This window comes from Vibrio sp. Vb1574 (assembly GCF_033338675.1).
Genome location: NZ_JAWOTC010000005.1, coordinates 122,168 through 138,581, shown reverse-complemented (window position 1 = coordinate 138,581; position 16,414 = coordinate 122,168). Strand labels below are relative to the sequence as shown.

The 16,414-nt window shown below is 45.5% G+C and carries 12 protein-coding genes; 6 read left to right on the top strand and 6 right to left on the bottom strand.

All coding sequences use genetic code 11. From position 1 onward, the window contains the following. Positions 1-87: 87 nt before the first annotated feature. Positions 88-1,749: a hydroxylamine reductase gene (hcp, locus tag R7O12_RS05875; protein ID WP_258645916.1), complete on the top strand. Its 1,662-nt coding sequence runs from the start codon at positions 88-90 to the stop codon at positions 1,747-1,749. Positions 1,750-1,829: 80 nt separating this feature from the next. Then, a complete protein-coding gene (locus R7O12_RS05870; RefSeq protein ID WP_025766859.1) occupies positions 1,830-2,885 on the top strand; it encodes a hybrid-cluster NAD(P)-dependent oxidoreductase in 1,056 nt (351 codons plus the stop codon). A gap of 213 nt (positions 2,886-3,098) precedes the next feature. Here R7O12_RS05870 and R7O12_RS05865 read toward each other — a convergent pair whose 3' ends face one another. The 3 genes from R7O12_RS05865 to R7O12_RS05855 all read right to left on the bottom strand — a co-directional run bounded on the left by R7O12_RS05865 (position 3,099) and on the right by R7O12_RS05855 (position 6,217). Continuing rightward, entirely contained in the window at positions 3,099-4,040 is a 942-nt protein-coding gene (locus tag R7O12_RS05865; RefSeq protein ID WP_047100750.1) for a class I SAM-dependent methyltransferase, read from the bottom strand. A 31-nt stretch (positions 4,041-4,071) separates the two neighbouring features. Beyond that, the gene (locus tag R7O12_RS05860; protein WP_213907082.1) at positions 4,072-4,764 is read right to left on the bottom strand and encodes a TIGR01621 family pseudouridine synthase; all 693 of its coding nucleotides are present in this window, start codon (positions 4,762-4,764) and stop codon (positions 4,072-4,074) included. An 82-nt stretch (positions 4,765-4,846) separates the two neighbouring features. Next, entirely contained in the window at positions 4,847-6,217 is a 1,371-nt protein-coding gene (locus R7O12_RS05855) for a sodium-dependent transporter (protein WP_042522154.1), read from the bottom strand. 430 nt (positions 6,218-6,647) lie between these two features. Between R7O12_RS05855 and cls the strand changes: the two genes are divergently transcribed. The 4 genes from cls (at position 6,648) to R7O12_RS05835 (ending at position 11,546) form a co-directional block, all read left to right on the top strand. After that, positions 6,648-8,102: a cardiolipin synthase gene (gene cls / locus R7O12_RS05850; RefSeq protein ID WP_005378105.1), complete on the top strand. Its 1,455-nt coding sequence runs from the start codon at positions 6,648-6,650 to the stop codon at positions 8,100-8,102. Positions 8,103-8,313: 211 nt separating this feature from the next. Next, positions 8,314-9,519, top strand: a complete 1,206-nt coding sequence (locus R7O12_RS05845; RefSeq protein ID WP_318125685.1) for a cystathionine beta-lyase — start codon at positions 8,314-8,316, stop codon at positions 9,517-9,519. A 248-nt stretch (positions 9,520-9,767) separates the two neighbouring features. Next, complete coding sequence (locus tag R7O12_RS05840; RefSeq protein WP_017820863.1) at positions 9,768-10,673, top strand: esterase/lipase family protein; 906 nt, start codon at positions 9,768-9,770, stop codon at positions 10,671-10,673. A 12-nt stretch (positions 10,674-10,685) separates the two neighbouring features. Next, positions 10,686-11,546 (top strand): lipase secretion chaperone, encoded by an 861-nt coding sequence (locus tag R7O12_RS05835; protein WP_318125684.1) that lies wholly within the window; start codon positions 10,686-10,688, stop codon positions 11,544-11,546. Between the two features lie 24 nt (positions 11,547-11,570). Here R7O12_RS05835 and R7O12_RS05830 read toward each other — a convergent pair whose 3' ends face one another. The 3 genes from R7O12_RS05830 to R7O12_RS05820 all read right to left on the bottom strand — a co-directional run bounded on the left by R7O12_RS05830 (position 11,571) and on the right by R7O12_RS05820 (position 16,414). Further along, complete coding sequence (locus R7O12_RS05830; RefSeq protein ID WP_005378109.1) at positions 11,571-12,137, bottom strand: DNA-3-methyladenine glycosylase I; 567 nt, start codon at positions 12,135-12,137, stop codon at positions 11,571-11,573. Positions 12,138-12,209: 72 nt separating this feature from the next. Continuing rightward, a complete protein-coding gene (gene vmeI, locus R7O12_RS05825; RefSeq protein ID WP_318125683.1) occupies positions 12,210-15,320 on the bottom strand; it encodes an efflux RND transporter permease subunit VmeI in 3,111 nt (1,036 codons plus the stop codon). After that, positions 15,317-16,414 (bottom strand): efflux RND transporter periplasmic adaptor subunit, encoded by a 1,098-nt coding sequence (locus R7O12_RS05820; RefSeq protein WP_136976057.1) that lies wholly within the window; start codon positions 16,412-16,414, stop codon positions 15,317-15,319. Before R7O12_RS05820 ends, vmeI begins: the two co-directional genes overlap by 4 nt.

Here is a 16,414-nt window from a genome sequence, read left to right as displayed (position 1 = left end):
ACAAATCAACAAGATAAAAACTGGCACACATTCTGCTCTCTAGTGGTCAACATCACGACTATTAAAACAATCACTGGAGAACCCAATATGTTCTGTATTCAATGTGAACAGACAATTCAAACCCCTGCTGTTAAAGGTTGTTCTTTTGCACAAGGTATGTGTGGTAAAACTTCTGAAGTATCTGACCTTCAAGATGTGTTGGTTTACACACTGCAAGGGGTTTCTTTTTGGGCATCAAAAGCACTTGAATTCAACATCATTAACGATGAAATCAACCAATGGGCACCAAAGGCATTTTTCTCTACATTGACGAACGTAAACTTTGACCCTGAACGTGTCCTAGAGCTAACTTCTCAAGCGGCAACGTACAAAGCATTGCTAAAAGAGCAAGTAATGTCTGCTGCAACACTCGCCGATACCGAAGTTGCTGACATCCCTGTTGTTGCTCACTTTGAGCTACCAAATAGCGCAGAAGCAATCTTAGCTTTTGCTCCTCAAGTCGCGGTTAACCGTGGTAAGGACCAAGTACATGAAGATGTTATTGGCCTACGCCTACTTTGCCTATACGGCCTTAAGGGTGCCGCAGCATACATGGAGCACGCACGTGTTCTTGAGCAAACCAACAACGATATCTATGCCGAATACCATGAAATCATGGCGTGGTTGGGCACAGACCCTGAAGATCTTGGCGAACTACTTGATTGCTCAATGCGCATCGGCCTGATGAACTACAAAGTGATGGAAATGCTCGACCAAGGTGAAACAACGACCTTCGGCCATCCAGAACCAACCACGGTGAACGTCAAGCCAGTAAAAGGCAAATGTATTCTTGTTTCTGGCCATGATTTGCATGACCTAGAAAAAATCCTGCAACAGACCGAAGGCAAGGGCATTAACGTTTATACCAACGGTGAAATGCTGCCTGCACACGGCTACCCTGAGCTGAAGAAATATCCTCATCTTGTCGGCAACTACGGCAGCGCATGGCAAAACCAACAGAAAGAATTCGCAAACTTCCCTGGTGCAATCGTAATGACGTCAAACTGCTTGTTGAATCCAAATGTGGGTCAATACGCAGACCGTTTATTCACTCGTAGTATTGTTGGCTGGCCTGGTGTGGCTCACATCGAAGGCGATGATTTTAGCCAAGTGATTGAATGTGCTCTAGCGCAAGACGGTTTCCAACACGATGAAATCGAACACCACATCACGGTTGGTTTTGGTCGCAATGCACTGATGAACGCCGCCCCTACGGTTATCGACCAAGTGAAGCAAGGCAACATCAAACACTTCTTCCTAGTCGGCGGTTGTGATGGTGATAAAGCGGAACGCAGCTACTACACCGATTTTACGGCTGAAGCGCCAGAAGACACGCTAATCCTGACCTTGGCGTGTGGTAAGTTCCGCTTCAACAAGAATACGTTCGGAGATATCAACGGCATCCCTCGCCTATTGGATGTGGGCCAATGTAACGATGCTTACTCTGCAATCCAGCTTGCACTTGCACTGGCGAAAGAGTTTGACTGTGATATCAATGAACTACCACTCACGCTTGTGCTTTCTTGGTTCGAGCAAAAAGCGATCGTTATCTTGCTAACGCTATTTGCATTGGGCGTGAAAGGCATTTACACAGGCCCTACTGCACCGGCATTCCTAACGCCAAACCTAATCGCCATCATCCAAGAGAAGTTCGATATGCGCAGTATTGGCAATGTTCAGGATGATCTAAAAGCCATCCTAGCAGCTTAATAAACTTGCTTGTTCGCGCCTCCTTACGTGGAGGCGCTATCTATTTCGAACTAAAAATAGCCACAACCAAAGAGATTGTTATGTTTTTTGAATGGCAAGGTAACCAACCCGTCACACTCCGTTGCATCGACAAATACTTCGAAACACACGACACCGTCAGCATCAAATTGGCCGAACTAACCGAATCACTTCTGTTTCAGTTTAAGCCAGGCCAGTTTATTAACTTAGGCGTCGAAATTGATGGAAAAATGGAGTTTCGTGCCTATTCAATCAGCTCTATCAATGAAGACGATCACCTTCAACTCACCATCAAACGAGTATCTGGCGGTAAAGTATCGAACTACATCGTTGACTCGCTGCTGCTCGGTGATACCGTTCAAGCATTACCACCAGCGGGCGAGTTTAACTGCATTGACCACCCACCCGTTTTACGTAATGGCGAAACAAAAGCCTTGCTTATCAGTGCAGGTTGCGGCGTCACGCCCGTATTTTCGATGGCAAAACACTGGCTGAATAATCAAGATGAAGACGACAACGATGTGGACATCGCATTTCTTCATATCGCACGCAGCCCAGAAGAGACGATTTACTACGATCAGCTAGAAACGTTCGACGCTGTGTATCCCAACTTCCATTTAAAGCTGTTGCTGAAAAACCGCGAAGGAACGTCACACCCACAAGGTCGTTTGAATGCCGACTGGCTTAAAGAGCTTGTTCCTGATTTCAAGCAACGCACCGTTTACCTGTGTGGTCCAAGCCAGTTTATGCAAGATGTTCACGGCTATTTGAATGACCTTGGTTTTGACATGACGAACTTCTACCAAGAGAGTTTTACGCCTGCGACTGGCGCAGAAACATCGGTCTCCGATGAGACGGTTAACGTTTCTGTTCCTGATTTTGCTCAAAGCATCGATGCGCAAAAAGGTCAGGTACTGGCCGATGTGCTCGAAGGCGCAGGTTTACCATTAATCGTCGCTTGTCGAAGCGGGATTTGTGGCTCGTGTAAATGCAAGGTTCGTAAAGGCAACGTCTCTTCCACCAGCCTAGAAACATTGACGCCAGAAGAAATTGAACAAGGCTATGTGCTCGCCTGCTCATCAACCATCGAAGCGGATCTTGAAGTGCAGATCGGTTAATGCTGCTGGTATCAATCTTTTATTGTTTCCCGTCATTCCGGCGAGCCTAGGCGAGATCAGGAACCTAATATCAGCGTGTTAAGAATAACTCATTCTGATAATAGACTCTGAATCACACTCGCGTCTCGCTATTCAGATTGACGGGGTATCGCGGAAATGCCAGCCGTACTCAAACGGCTGGTATTATAGATAGGTACAACTTTCGTTTCGTCGTCATTGCTTCTCGCTAAACAGCAACACTTTCAATGCTGCTTCGCTGTCTACGTCCATAAACTCTGGTGGGTTATCCAGACGCTCACGGAATGTCAACTCTGGCGCTTCTTCTTTCATGCTTTCAATCAAGAAGTCGCTTGTCACAGATGGCGAGTTCACACATGCCATCACTTGACCGCCGTCTGCCAACAAATCCGGCAATCGACGTAGAATCTTTTTGTAATCTTTCGTCAGCGCAAAGCTGCCTTTCTGGAATGAAGGCGGATCGATGATAATCAAGTCATACTGACCAGATTTTTTAATCTTACCCCACGATTTAAAGATATCGTGCCCCATAAAGCTTACCTGGTTGATGTTATGACCATTTAGCTTGTGGTTCTCACGACCTTTAGACAGCGACGCTTTTGCCATGTCGACGTTAACCACTTTATCTGCGCCACCCGCAATGGCAGCGACAGAAAAGCCACACGTGTAAGCAAACAAGTTGAGCACGTTTTTTTGCTTCGCATTTTCGCGAACCCAATCACGACCGTAGCGCATGTCCAAAAACAGACCGAAGTTTTGATTGCGGCCAATATCCAATTGGTATTTCAAACCGCTTTCTTCAACGACAGGGCGAGCGTCTAATTCACCGACAAGCACTTCTGAAGGCGCACCATCGGCATAACGGTGCTGAAGAACCATAGTGCGACCTTGCTTGTCTGCCCACAGTGGTGATTGTGCCAACGCATTGAGGCTGCTTTTCAGCTCAGCGAGAAACGCGTCGTCGACTTCTTTAAACAAGTTGATGATCAACTGACCTTGTAACCAATCACAGGTGATTTGCTCTAGGCCCTCAAAACGACGGCCACGACCATGAAACAGTCGACGAATTTCGTTAGGAGCTTGCGCGAGCTCGGTTTCTAGATGCTGAAAGAACAGCGGAAGTTGTGATGCTTGCATCGAGTTCTCTTATTAGTTTTCTTTGTGACGGTTATTTGATCGTAGGCCAGTTCAGTTCCCAAGGGGAAAGCCAAGTATCCAAACCCTGAGAGACGATTTCACTGTGCCATTTGTTACCCAGCACTTGGTATTCTCGTGGATCGCAAACAAAGCGATATTGCTCATCTCGGTATTGGAAGCAAAGTGAAAATGCATGCAGGTAACCGCGATCAGCCTCATTGCCTGCATTGTAAATCGGGTCGCCAACAATACCTGAGCCAACCGATTTTAATGCCACGCGGATTTGATGCGTTTTACCAGTGTGTGGCTTACATAAAAATAGGCGCTCTCCGGACTCTGCCGCAAGAGAGAAAAACTGGGTGACGGCTGGGTTATTTTTGCTGTTGACCAGCTTCCATGATGAACGGCGCGAACGCTCCATATCACCAACGACCAAACCTTGTTTCTTTTTCGGCTTTTTAGAGCCAATCGCCAGATAGAACTTTTCCACTTGGCGGTCAGCAAAAGCTTGCGATAATGCACTGGCCGCTTTGGCGTTGCGTCCGAGGAGCAGAATACCCGATGTCATTTTATCCAAGCGATGGATAAGATAGAGCTGCTGATCACCACTCTGCTTAGCCACTTCTTGCAGCAGCATTGTGTCGCCATCGTCTTTATGAACAGAGACGTTGGGATGCTTATTGATGATCAGAAAATCGGGATGGGTATGTAGAATATCGAACATAAAAAACTGGCTCCACGTTTGGAGCCAGCAGTATACATAAGTTACCGGACAAAGCTATCGAGGCTTGCCCCCAAGGTCTTTGCTAAAGCTTCTTCGAGAAAATGCCAGCAAGACCAATGATTGCGATACCCAGCAGCATGATTTCACCTTTGCCACTATCAAAGCCAGACTTAATCCCCATGAAGGCAACAATAGCAATCGCAACAGGAATCAGGTATTTAACTAGGTTGTACCACAATCCAAATAACGGGAAGGATACTTCGCCGTCATTAGTGATCTCTTTTTCTAGCTCAGCACGGCTTAGGCGCCATCCAGCAAAGATACAAACCAACATACCACCAACCGCTAGGAAGATTTTGTCCGTTAGCAAGTCGAAGATATCAAAGGCACCTGTACCAAACAGCGTTGGCCCCATTCCACCTAACGATAGTGACGCAAAAATACATAATGCCGCCATAACTGCACTTGCAGACAGAACCGCGTTAGAGCGCTTCATGCCTTTCTCATCGATTAGGTAAGACACGACAACTTCCAATAGTGATACTGAAGAAGTTAATGCCGCCACCGTCAAGCCGATGAAAAATAGCAACGCGAATAGCAACCCAATCACACCGCCCATTTCAGCAAATAGTTGAGGAACGACAACGAATACAAGACCAGGGCCTGCCGCAGGCTCCATGCCAAAGGCAAACATAGCTGGGAACATAGCAACACCAGCAAGAATCGCTACACCTGTATCCATCGCAGTAACCATACCGGTTGTTTGAACTAGGTTCTCTTTCTTCTTCAGGTAAGAACCGTACGTCATCATACAACCCATACCTAAGCTAAGTGAGAAGAACGCCTGCCCTAGTGCAGCAAGAACCACATTGCTGTCGACTTTAGAAAAGTCCGGCATGAACAAGAACTCAAGGCCAGCCATTGCACCTGGCAGCATCAAGCCTTTAACAGAAACAACGATTAGGATTAAGAACAGAAGCGGCATCAGAACCTTACCGGCTTTCTCAATACCACCCGAAATCCCTTTCATCACGATCATGACGTTAAGGAACAGGTAAACACCCATCCACATTAAAGGTTGAATCGGATCTGAGATGAAACCGCCAAAACTGTCGCCAATTGCTTCTGGCGCGCTGAGTAGACCACCACCCACTTTAAAGATGTAGGCCAATGCCCAACCACCAACCACAGGGTAGAAGCCCATGATCAAAAGACCACTGAAGACTCCCATAACGCCAGTGAACGTCCAGCGTCGGTCAGTTGTTTTGAATGCACCTACGGCAGAAAGACCTGTCTTACGACCAATAGCGAACTCTGTCAGCATCACGCTAAAGCCGATAAAAATTACAAAGATAAGATAGATAGCAACGAATGCACCGCCGCCACTCTCACCTGCTGTGTAAGGGAATTTCCATATATTGCCTAAACCGACAGCGGAACCCGCTGCTGCCATTACGAAGCCTAGTTTAGACCCCCACGTATCACGTGGTGCTGCTGTATTAGTTGTAGCCACGCTTTTTCTCCAAAATTAGTTTGTTGTGTATGCATAGAGATAGGCGTCTAAAAAGTTTATGTAAAAATTATTGTACACTTATAAAATAAGCGTTCGACGCACTATGTCTAGAAAGTAAAGCAGCTCCCCTTTAAAATTGGAACCCCAAAAAAGTACATTTATCGCACAAGTGTCGAGTTACGCAGGTTAAATGCTACTTTTTTGTTCAAAAGTTAAAGAATGACCTTATTTTTCACATTAAAATAACAGAATCAGCTGTTATGAAATTCGTTCCTCATATAAGGTCAATCCCATGTCTAAATGGGAAATCTATTCCCCCAACCCACTTTTATGCTTAATATCCTAGAAGGGCATATTACTCTGAGCGTATATGGACAAGTTTTATCACTTTCTTACTTTAGCTGGCATCGGGCTATATTGGTTACTGGTCGCAGGTGTGACCATTCGTGTCGTTTTAAAGCGCCGTGCAGTGAGCGTGTCTTTAGCTTGGCTAATGATCATTTATATCCTTCCCGTTCTGGGTGTCGCATGTTATTTCCTCTTCGGTGAACTGAACTTAGGCAGAAAGCGAGCCGAACGTGCGAAAGAGATGTTTACACCATTCGAGAAGTGGTTCAGTCAGCTTAACGACTGTAACGCGCACAACCCAGAAACGATGGGGAGGCACATCTACCGAATTGATGAACTTTGTAACAACCGCCTTGGTCTTCCCGCATTGAGCGGTAATACATTGTCGCTGCAACAGTCACCTAATGAGATTTTGCATTCCATTATTGAAGACATCGAAAACGCGCAGAGCAGTATTCGAATGGTATTCTACATTTGGCATCCGGGTGGTTTGGCTGATTCTGTCGCTTCTGCGCTTATTCAAGCGGCTAAACGCGGCGTAGATGTCAAACTATTGCTCGATTCAGCAGGTAGTCCACGTTTTTTCAGAAGTCCTTGGTATCGAATGATGCAGGATGCTGGAATTGAAGTTATTCAAGCGCTAGAAGTGAAGATGTGGCGTATTTTCTTACGTCGTCTTGATCTTCGCCAACATCGCAAGATCATCGTAATTGATGATGAAATTGCTTATACCGGTTCAATGAACCTGGTTGACCCGGCTTACTTCAAGCAAAACAGTGGCGTCGGGCATTGGGTGGACATCATGGTTCGCATTACGGGACCAACGGTAAACGTATTGAGTGCCATCCACTGTTGGGATTGGGAAGTCGAAACTGGCGAACGTCATTTACCAAGACTACCTGAATGCAAGATCGATGAGAGTGAATTCCAACACCCTATTCAGGTTGTGCCTTCTGGCCCAGGTATGCCGGAATATCTGATCTATCAAGTATTAACATTGGCAATAAACCAAGCCAATCGCTCGGTACGAATCACAACACCATATTTCGTGCCCAATGCTGATTTACTCGAAACGTTAAAGATGACAGCACAACGAGGCATTGACGTTGAACTCATTATTCCACATAAAAATGACTCTATGATGGTGCAATGGGCGTCACGCGCTTTTTATAGTGAGCTCTTGAGTGCAGGGGTCAAGATTTATGAGTTTTATGGTGGTTTGCTGCATACAAAATCTGTCGTAATTGACGACCAATTCTGTTTAGTTGGCACCGTAAACATGGATATGCGCAGCTTGTGGCTGAACTTCGAAGTGACCCTCGCCGTTGATGACGAAGAGTTCACCAAGCAAATGTCTTGGTTACAAGATAGCTATATTAAGCAATCTCACACTGTTGTATTGGAAGAATGGGAGAAAAGGAGCCTATTTTCTCGGTTCTTAGAGCGAGTGTTCTATCTCTTCAACCCACTCCTCTAATACCTCAAATACACCGACTAAAAAACCTCCAGCGCTACATGCATCCTGCTGGAGGTTTGTTCTTTTAGCTCCCTATCTACACGATACCTCTCGACATCATTACCTGTTCATCTTGGCTGTTATTGGCTGATAGTCGACTTTTCCCTTGCATAACCTACGTCGTCCATGTTTTAAATATTCAAAACCGCAATATTTAAGACAGGGAACTTTTATGTCAGAGGGAAAAAAAACCAAACTCATTACCGCTGGCCGCGATAAAAAGTGGACAAATGGTGTTGTAAACCCACCCGTTCAACGCGCTTCAACAGTGGTATTCAATACCGTTGCAGAAAAGAACCAAGCCACCACTAATCGTGCAAACAAAACGTTGTTTTATGGTCGCCGAGGCACCAACACGCACTTTGCTTTCCAAGACGCAATGGTTGAGATTGAAGGTGGAGCTGGTTGCGCGCTTTACCCTTGTGGAACGGCAGCAATTTCAAACGCCATCCTCTCTTTCGTTGAAACTGGCGATCACATTCTAATGGTGGACACTTGTTACGAACCAACTCGTGACTTTTGTAACACCATCATGAAGAAGATGGGTATCGAAACCACCTATTATGACCCAATGATCGGTGAAGGTATCCAAGACTTGATTCAGCCGAATACCAAAGTCCTTTTCTTGGAGTCTCCTGGTTCAATAACCATGGAAGTCCAAGATGTACCTACATTAGCACGCATTGCCCATGAGCAAGATATCATCGTGATGCTAGACAATACATGGGGAGCTGGCGTGAACTTCTCTCCTTTCGAGCATGGCGTAGACATTTCCATTCAAGCGGCAACTAAGTATATCGTTGGACATTCAGATGTCATGCTAGGTACTGCTGTGGCTTCTGAAAAGTATTGGGATCAGCTTCGTGAACAAAGCTACCTGATGGGTCAGTGCGTTTCTCCTGACGACGCATACCTAGGTCTTCGAGGTATTCGCACGTTGGATGTTCGCCTAAGACAGCACGCAGAAAGCAGTTTAAAAGTCGCTCAGTGGCTCGCTTCTCGCCCAGAAGTTGATCATGTCCGCCATCCAGCTTTAGAAACAAATCCTGGCCATGAGTTTTTCAAACGAGATTTCACAGGTGGAAACGGCTTGTTTTCATTTGTTCTCAAAACGTCTTATCCAAAAGCGACGACGGCTCTGCTTGATGGTATGAAACACTTCAGTATGGGTTACTCTTGGGGCGGTTATGAAAGCCTCATTCTAGCTAACGAACCTAAGAGCTTTAACAGCCTGAGAACCATAGCTCACCCACACTTTGAAGGTACTTTGGTTCGTATTCATATTGGCTTAGAAGACGTAAATGACTTGATCGCTGATTTAGAGGCTGGTTTTGCGCGTTATAATGCCTTAATGCTTGAAAAAGAAGCCTCCCTATAACAATGATTGAATCGCCCTGCATTGCGGGGCGTTTTTATAAGCCCTTGACTTAATTAGAATTAACTAACATTCACCCGAACCATTAATTAATGTTAATCATTTGTGTTGTTTTTCAATTGAGCAGTCACAGAATGAAATAATGTGCCACAAATAGGCTTTTCAAATTTAGAGTTTCTCTCCTACTTTTTATCATTCATAAGAGGTCATACCACAAGGAGATAGTTTTGAAACTCAAATTTATAGCGCTAATGCTTTTTACCTTAGTTACCGTCCCAATAACCTCCGTATACGCTGCAACAGGTTATACCCAAACCAAGTATCCGATTGTTCTGGTTCACGGTTTGTTTGGTTTTGATACCCTGGCAGGCGTTGATTACTTTTTCGGAATACCACATTCCTTAACAAAAGATGGCGCTACGGTTTATGTTGCACAGGTATCCGCGACCAATAGCAGCGAAGTTCGAGGGGAGCAACTGCTTGCTCAAGTAGAAACCTTACTTGCAGCAACAGGCGCAGAGAAAGTCAATCTCATTGGTCACAGTCATGGTGGTCCAACAACGCGCTATGTTGCCTCTGTCCGTCCTGACCTAGTCGCATCAGTTACGAGTATAGGAGGCGTTAATAAAGGGTCTAAAGTGGCAGATTTAGTTCGTGGCACCGTATCTGAGGGTTCGGGTAGTGAGCAGCTCGCGGTAAAACTGGCGCAAGGCTTAACTACTCTTATTAATCTTCTATCAGGTGGTTCTGATCTCGACCAAGACCCTTTAGCCTCACTAGCAGCATTAACCACGGAAGGATCATTAGCGTTTAACCAACACTACCCGGAGGGGGTCCCTACCAGTGAATGTGGTAACGGTGACTTGCTGGCTTCAAATGGCGTTTATTACTACTCATGGACCGGATCATCCACTTTTACAAACGTTTTCGATCCGACCGACGCTGCCATGATGGTACTTGGCTTAGCCTTTGATGGGCCAAATGATGGCTTAGTTGGTGCGTGCAGCACACATTTGGGCAAAGTCATACGTGATGATTATCAAATGAACCATTTGGATGAAATTAACGGCCTACTCGGTATTCATCATCTTTTTGAAACCGATCCAGTCACGCTTTATCGCCAACATGCAAATCGTCTCAAACTTCAAGGTTTATAAGAGGTCATCACAATGAAGAAAGTCGCTCTCACCACTTTTATCCTGCTCTCGATATTTGGCGTGGGAGCGCTTTCTCTGTTACAAAGCGACAAACAACAAGAGATAACCTCTAACCATTCGCCATCTCAGCAAGATATAGCCGCCGATGTCTCTTCCCCAAAAGACTTCTTCGAATATTCTCTTAGCCGGCTGGGCGAAGAAGATCTCGATACGATCAAAGCGGAAGTCAATGATGACACTTTAGCAAAGCAAACTCTGAATATTGATGCCACACTTTTTCAAGCCTACCTTTCCTACAAGCAAGCACTCACTGCATTAGAGCCTTTTGAGCACAACCACCTAACGCTTGAACAGTTAACCATGCTGAATGAAGCAATACTGAACTTACAGCTTCAATACTTTAACGAGGTGCAGATAACCCAATTGTTTGACGAAGAAAACCGACTTCGCCAACTTGCTTTAGAAAAGCTGACGATTAAAACGCAGGCATCGGATATCGAGAGTCAAGCACACCTTCTCAATCAAGCGTTATCAGAACAACCGGATTACATACGAGAAAGTGAACGCAATAACGCATTAGCAGAGCAGCTCGAGCAAGCTTCTCAGCTTGATTCACAAGACAAGTACATCGCCCGTGTTGCTCTGGTAGGAGATGCCGGAGCGCAGAGGCTGCAAAAGCTTGATGAGCAAAGAGCATCATTTGAGACTCAACTCGCCACTTACTTAAAGCAGCGTCAAAATATTCTGAATAGGGATTTTCTAGGGCAAGACGAAAAACAGACAGAAATCATTGCTTTAAGAAAACAAAGCTTCGATGCCACTCAATGGCGTCGAATCGAAGCTTTGGAACGTATTCATGATAGCCAGAACTAACAACATTAGCTTAATCGCCAAACGTTACTTATTCTGCTTTTTAGGACATCCCACGATATGGTCATCCACCATGCCGACGGCTTGCATGAAAGCATAACAGATGGTCTCACCGACAAACTTGAAGCCTTTCTTTTTTAGAAATTTACTCATGGCTTTGGATTGCTCTGTCGAAGCTGGTACGTCACTCATATGTTGCCATTGATTGACGATTGGTTCACCGTCCACGAACTGCCACAACGCGTCTGATAAACTCCCGTATTCAGCAATTAACGCTTTGGCCGCTTTGGCATTACTGAATACCGAGTTAATCTTTCCGCGATGTCTCACAACATCGAAGTTTTCCACGATGTATTCAGCGCGTTCTTCATTTCTTTGTTCCAACGCATCTAGATCGTAATTCTCGAACGCTTCTCTGTAACCTTCGCGCTTTTTAAGGATGGTGATCCAACTAAGACCAGCTTGCGCACCTTCCAAAGTAATAAATTCAAACAGGACTTGGTCGTCATATACTGGCACGCCCCATTCGGAATCATGATATTCGCGCTCTAATGGGTGATTCATCGCCCACGCACACGTTTTTTGTTCTGTCATTATTCTTCCTTAAAAAGCGCCTCTAACTGATGAGCTAGAGGCGCAATACTTTTCATCGTTATATCAGTAGCACTAAGCCTGTTTCGGTACTGCCACTTTATGGAACAAACGATACAACACTGGCACGACAATCAGTGTCAGGACTGTCGCAAAACCCAAACCAAACATAATCGTAACCGCCATTGGTTTGAAGAAGATATCTGGCAACAGTGGGATCATACCAAGGATCGTCGTGATAGCAGCCATACAAACGGGACGGACGCGACTTACCGCAGCATCAACGACCGCGTCATAAGCCTCTTTACCGGACTTCATTTCAATTTCAATTTGGTCCAGTAATACGATGCCATTTTTGAGCACCATTCCCGATAAGCTTAAGAAGCCGAGCAATGCCATAAAACCAAACGGCGTGTTGAGCGCCAACAAACCGGTAGTGACACCAATTAACGCCAGCGGCACGGTAAGCCAAACAATGAGTGGCTCTTTGATAGAGTTAAATAGGAATACAGTGATCAAGAACATGAACAAGTACCCCATTGGCATGGTAGTAAACAGCGACTCTTGAGCATCACCAGAAGATTCGTATTCACCACCCCACTCTAGTGAATAGCCAGGAGGCATTTGAATCGCTTCGATTTGGGGCTGTAAACGTTTTTGCAACGTCGATGCGGTTTCTTCACCTAGAATATCAGGGTCTGCCATCACAGTGAGCATACGCTTACGGTTCTTACGTACGATGATAGGATCCTCCCAACGCATGTCGTAACCCATTGTGACTTGTTGAAGTGGGATAAACTCACTCTGTGCTGGACTCCATATTTTCATGCCTTCGATGTTACGAATATCAATGCGCTCATCTTCTGGTAAACGAGCCACGATAGGCATGAGCGTCGTGCCGTCTCGGTAAAGGCCTATCGTCATTCCAGAGAATGACATGGACAAGAAGTCATCGACATCTGATTTTGTAATGCCATAGCGACGTGCCTGACTCTCGTTAAACTGCGGTTCAAGAACTTGGGTTCGTTCACGCCAATCATGCCTGATATTTGTTGCCTGAGGATCGGCGTACATGATGTCCTTGACCTGAGCGGCTATCGTACGAAGGACGGTTGGATCTGAACCAATAATGCGCGCTTCAATTTTTGCACCACCACCAGGGCCTAACTCAATCTGTTTGAGCTTGTAATTGATTTCTGGGTAGTTGGCTTTTAAATACTCTCGAAACTTCGCCATTAATGGTTTCAACGCTTCGTAATTTTCCATACGAGTGGTTATCTCACCATAAGCCGCATAACTTTTCTCTGGCGCGTACGTTAACATGAAGCGCTGTAAACCTTTACCCGCGGTCGTCGTGATATGGTCAACATGCTCTTGCTTAACTAACCAACTTTCTAACTCTTTAAGCGTTGTGTTGGTTGCTCGAATATCAGTTCCTTCTGGCATCCATACATCTAACTGAAAAATCGGCGTTGTCGAAGATGGGAAAAACGCTTGCTTCACAAAGGTGAACCCGTAAACACTTGCCGCTAATCCCGCAATCAGCACCACAACGGTAAACCAAGCACGACGCATACAAAACTGAAGAAACTTTTTATAAATAACGAAAATAACCCCGTTATATGGATCATTTTCTTCCCCTTCACCTTGTTTAATCTTCTGGCCTTTAAAGAAGATGTCAGCAAAGAATGGTGTCAACGAGATAGCGGTAAACCAGCTCAACATTAAAGAGATCAGCAGAACCGTAAATAAAGTGCCACAGTATTCGCCCGTCGAGTCTTCAGACAGTCCAATTGGCGCAAATGCAGTTACCGCAATCACAGTTGCCCCAAGTAATGGCCACTTTGTTTGGGTAACAATGTCGGTCGCTGCTTGGAGTCGAGTTCGCCCTTTTTGCGTACCAATCAAAATCCCCTCCACCACAACGATGGCATTGTCCACCAGCATACCCAATGCGATAACCAAGGCACCTAATGAAATCCGCTGTAAATCTATCGCGAGATACTTCATGAAAATGAACGTACCCAGCACCGTCAGCAGTAAGATTAAACCGATAAGTAGCCCAGAACGTAGCCCCATAAAGAACAGAAGTACGATAATGACGATACCGACAGCTTGAGCCAAGCTGACAACAAAACCGCTAACCGATTTATCCACCTCTTTAGGCTGACTGTAAATTTCCGAGATTTCGATACCGACAGGTTGTTGGTACTTTAGCTCGGCAAGGCGATGATCAAACGCTTTTCCGACTTCAACCACATTGACGCCTTCAGCAAAAGAAACACCCACGTTCAGTGCAAGGCTGCCGTTAAAATTAATAACATTACTCGGTACTTCTACATACCCGCGTTTTATTTCCGCCACATCTTTCAAGAAAATGAGCCCCTGAGCGCCCGACTCAGTAATTAACAAATCACCCAGCTCCTCCACACTCTGGAACTCGCCAGTCGGCTGAATTCTGATGTACTCGTCACCAATTCTGATCGCTCCTGCGTCAGAAACCACGTTTTGCGTCGAAAGAAGATTAAACACGGTATCCGGAGCAAGACCTATACTGCTCAATTTTTTCATCGATACTTCGATGAACACTTGCTCTTGCTGTTGCCCAGATACCGAAACTTTACTCACGCCATCAACCAGTTCGAGCTCTCGGCGTAAGTAATCGACGTAATCCAGTAGCTCTTTATAGCTATAACCGTCGCCAGTCACCGCTAACAAAATCCCGTAAACATCACCAAAATCATCGATCACTTGAGGTTCATTCACACCTGGAGGCAACGTCCCTTTAAGGTCGTTCACTTTACGGCGCAACTCATCCCAAATTTGTGGTAGATCATCAGGGCCATAATTGTTCTTCATCGTGACCGTGATTTGAGATAAGCCTCGGCTAGAAATCGAATTTACTTCATCAACATAAGTAAGCTGCTGAATCGCTTTTTCGATTGGATACGTCACTTCTTCTTCGACTTGTTGCGGTGTCGCACCAGGGTAAGAGGTCACTACCATCGCATCTTTAATAGTAAAAGCAGGGTCCTCAAGACGCCCTAAACCAAAGAATGCGGCGATACCACCAATCAAAAATATCAGTGCGACCATCCAACTGATGACGCGATTTCGGATGAAGTACGCAGCAATACCGGTCACATCATCATCACTTTGAGGCACTGATTTATTAAGATCGCTCATAGACCGGCCTCCTGCGTAGCCATTTCCTGTATCACTTCCACTTTCATGCCATCCCTTAATCGAGAAACACCGGCAATCACAACTTTGTCTTTGAGCATGAGACCATCAAGGATTTGAATGGACGTTTTAGATGCCTTACCTGCTCGCACCTGTTTGCGCGATACCGTATTGTCGTCATTCAGTACCCAAACAAATTTGTTTTCGCGCCCCAGCTCGTCACCATCCGCATTAAAAATGGCTTCGATAGGGACATTAATTCCTAGGTTGAGATCAAGCCCAACATTCTCGTCTTTAGACGTTACTTCAACAGCCATCCCATCTAGGATGTACTCTTCTTCCGGCATAGGAAGCGACAGTGTGACAGTAAACGTACCTGTTGTTGGATCGGGCTCAGTCGTAAATTCTTTTACCGTCGCGTTGTATTCGTTACCGCTGGGCACGCGCACCAATGCTTTGATCGCGGTGAGTCTCTCTTCCGTTGGCGGTTGGTTCACATAGAGGCGGTCTGGAAGCTGAATCAACACTTCGACTCGCTCCAAGCTGTGAATATTAACGATATGCTGTCCGACTTGAACATTTTCGAATTGGTCGATATTAACTCGCGAAATAATCCCATCTACGGGCGCTTTTAAGGCAGTAAATGATAGACGAAGTTTGGCTAACTGAAGCTCTGCTAAGGCGATTTGTCGTTGTGCTGCAATTTCATCAAACTGAGACTTAGCTAATAGGCCTTTATCAACCAAAGGGCGTGAGCGGCGATACTGACTGTCGACAACAGAAAAACGCGCACTCGCATTATCTACATCCAACTCATAGTCCGTGGGATCTAGTGTTGCAATAACATCACCCTTCGTGACTTTGTCGCCCTCTTTTACCATGATGCTGCTGACTTCTCCTGCCACTCTGAAGCTCAAATGAGAGCGATCCGCTGCATTCGCAACCGCAGGGAAGTACAAGTTGTCGTCCACCTTGTTTCCCGCTAATGACGTAACTCTAACTCGTGGCGTTTCGAGCTCTTTTTCTGGCGCCTTATCCCCACAGCCAACGAGAAAAAGCGTTGAAAGTAAAGTCGCTAGAGAGATGATTCCTTTCAT

Excerpts from the sequence above, each read along its gene's own strand:
- R7O12_RS05860 (WP_213907082.1), bottom strand. The coding sequence starts at position 4,764 with ATGTTCGATATTCTACATACCCATCCCGATTTTCTGATCATCAATAAG.
- R7O12_RS05840 (WP_017820863.1), top strand. The coding sequence starts at position 9,768 with ATGCTTTTTACCTTAGTTACCGTCCCAATAACCTCCGTATACGCTGCA.
- R7O12_RS05835 (WP_318125684.1), top strand. The coding sequence starts at position 10,686 with ATGAAGAAAGTCGCTCTCACCACTTTTATCCTGCTCTCGATATTTGGC.
- hcp (WP_258645916.1), top strand. The coding sequence starts at position 88 with ATGTTCTGTATTCAATGTGAACAGACAATTCAAACCCCTGCTGTTAAA.
- cls (WP_005378105.1), top strand. The coding sequence starts at position 6,648 with ATGGACAAGTTTTATCACTTTCTTACTTTAGCTGGCATCGGGCTATAT.
- R7O12_RS05855 (WP_042522154.1), bottom strand. The coding sequence starts at position 6,217 with ATGGCAGCAGCGGGTTCCGCTGTCGGTTTAGGCAATATATGGAAATTC.
- R7O12_RS05845 (WP_318125685.1), top strand. The coding sequence starts at position 8,314 with ATGTCAGAGGGAAAAAAAACCAAACTCATTACCGCTGGCCGCGATAAA.
- R7O12_RS05870 (WP_025766859.1), top strand. The coding sequence starts at position 1,830 with ATGTTTTTTGAATGGCAAGGTAACCAACCCGTCACACTCCGTTGCATC.
- R7O12_RS05830 (WP_005378109.1), bottom strand. The coding sequence starts at position 12,137 with ATGACAGAACAAAAAACGTGTGCGTGGGCGATGAATCACCCATTAGAG.
- R7O12_RS05865 (WP_047100750.1), bottom strand. The coding sequence starts at position 4,040 with ATGCAAGCATCACAACTTCCGCTGTTCTTTCAGCATCTAGAAACCGAG.
- vmeI (WP_318125683.1), bottom strand. The coding sequence starts at position 15,320 with ATGAGCGATCTTAATAAATCAGTGCCTCAAAGTGATGATGATGTGACC.
- R7O12_RS05820 (WP_136976057.1), bottom strand. The coding sequence starts at position 16,414 with ATGAAAGGAATCATCTCTCTAGCGACTTTACTTTCAACGCTTTTTCTC.